General features: G+C 63.2%; 2 protein-coding genes. Both read left to right on the top strand.

The window, feature by feature from the left end; translation table 11 throughout:
* Positions 1-1,294 (top strand): DUF1522 domain-containing protein (locus tag XI09_RS08740; RefSeq protein WP_271566481.1); only part of this gene is annotated, 1,294 nt, incomplete at its 5' end.
* Between the two features lie 356 nt (positions 1,295-1,650).
* Positions 1,651-2,129, top strand: a 479-nt coding sequence (locus XI09_RS08735; RefSeq protein ID WP_442869559.1) for a flagellin N-terminal helical domain-containing protein, incomplete at its 3' end; no start/stop codon positions are given.

Raw genomic sequence — 2,129 nt, 5'->3', positions numbered from 1 at the left:
CGGCAACGCCACCGTGTCCGTCAACCGGGCTACGACCTCGGGCTCGCTCGGTGCGACGATTGCCGACGGTTCGACGCTGAACGTCGACGGCCACGTCATCACCTTCAAGAACGCGCCGACCCCGGGTACGACCGGTGCTCCGAGCGTTCCGAGCGGCTTCGGTGCCTCCGGTAACGTCGTCACCGACGGCGCCGGCAACTCGACGGTCTATCTGCAGGGCGGCACGGTGAACGACGTGCTGAAGGCGATCGACCTTGCCACCGGCGTGCAGACCGCGACGGTCAATGCCAACGGCACCGCGACGCTTGCGACCGCCACCGGCCAGACCAACTCGTCGATCAACGCCTCGGGCCAGCTCAAGCTCTCGACCGGCGTCAACGCCGATCTGTCGATCACCGGCACCGGTAATGCGCTGAATGCCCTTGGCCTTGCCGGCAACACCGGCACTGCGACCGCCTTCACCGCGGCGCGCACCTCCGGCATCGGTGGCATCAGCGGCAAGACCTTGACCTTCACCTCCTTCAACGGCGGCACGGCGGTCAACGTCACCTTCGGCGACGGCACCAACGGCACGGTCAAGACGCTCGATCAGCTCAACACGAAGCTTCAGGCCAACAACCTGACCGCGACGATCGACGCCAACGGCCTGCTGACGGTCTCGACCACCAACGACTACGCGTCCTCGACCATCGGCTCGAGCGCCGCGGGTGGTGCGATCGGCGGTACGCTCACCTCGTCGCTCACGTTCTCGACGGCTTCCAGCCCCGTCCAGGACACGGTTGCCCAGACCTCGCGTGCCAATCTGGTGTCTCAGTACAACAACATCCTGAACCAGATCGACACGACCTCGCAGGACTCCTCGTTCAACGGCGTCAACCTGTTGAACGGCGACCAGCTCAAGCTGGTGTTCGACGAGACCGGCAAGTCGAACCTGAGCATCACCGGCGTGACCTACAACTCCAAGGGTCTCGGCCTCGCCTCGCTGACCAGCGGCGTCGACTTCATCGACAACTCCGCGACCAACAAGGTGCTGTCGAACCTGAACGCCGCATCGAGCACGCTGCGCTCGGAAGCCTCGAGCCTGGGTTCGAACCTCTCGGTGGTGCAGGTTCGTCAGGACTTCAACAAGAGCCTGATCAACGTGCTGCAGACCGGCTCGTCCAACCTGACCCTGGCCGACACCAACACCGAAGCGGCCAACAGCCAGGCGCTGTCGACCCGCCAGTCGATCGCGGTCTCCGCGCTGTCGCTGGCCAACCAGTCGCAGCAGAGCGTGCTGCAGCTGCTCCGCTAATAGCGGCGGACATCGCAAACCAACAAGGCGGCGGGGCTTCGGCCCCGCCGCTTTCTTTTGTGCCGGCATCAGAGTGCCGCTCGGCTGATGAAGGCGATGCATTCGAGTACAGCGAATTGCTCACTCTGAGTTATGGTTGACAAGTGGCAAACGCTTCATCGGTGTACCAAAAAGCATCATCCGATCATGACGATACGGCGGAAGCCAGATGCTGCTTCGATCGCTCATATGGTGAATCCAGGCAGGGACTCCCGCGACACGCTTCATGCTTTGTTAGCCCTGGACGTTCACCTTCCCGGACATCGATTAATCCTAATCGAAGTTTGTTGCGTTGCGTACCAGAAGGGTAACACTCAATGTCCGGTATCGTTCTCTCTTCATCGGTTCGTCAGAACCTTCTTTCTCTCCAGTCCACCGCCGATCTTCTCGCCACCACACAGAGCCGTCTGTCGACCGGCAAGAGCGTCAACTCGGCCCTGGACAATCCCACCAACTTCTTCACCGCCCAGTCGCTCGACAACCGCGCCAGCGACATCAACAATCTGCTCGATGGCATCGCCAACGGCGTGCAGGTGCTGCAGGCCGCCAACACCGGCATCACCTCGCTGCAGAAGCTGATCGACAGCGCCAAGTCGATCGCCAACCAGGCGCTGCAGACCACGGTCGGCTACTCCACCAAGTCGAACGTCTCCACCACGATCTCGGGTGCGACCGCGGCCGACCTGCGCGGCACGACCTCCTTCGCCAGCGCCACCGCGAGCAGCAACGTCGTGTATAGCGGCGCGGCCGGCGGCACCACGGCGGCGAGCGGCACCACCACGCTCGGCGCCACCAT

Source organism: Bradyrhizobium sp. CCBAU 11386, assembly GCF_028128955.1.
Taxonomy (GTDB): Bacteria; Pseudomonadota; Alphaproteobacteria; order Rhizobiales; family Xanthobacteraceae; genus Bradyrhizobium.
This window is presented reverse-complemented; position numbering and strand designations above follow the sequence as displayed.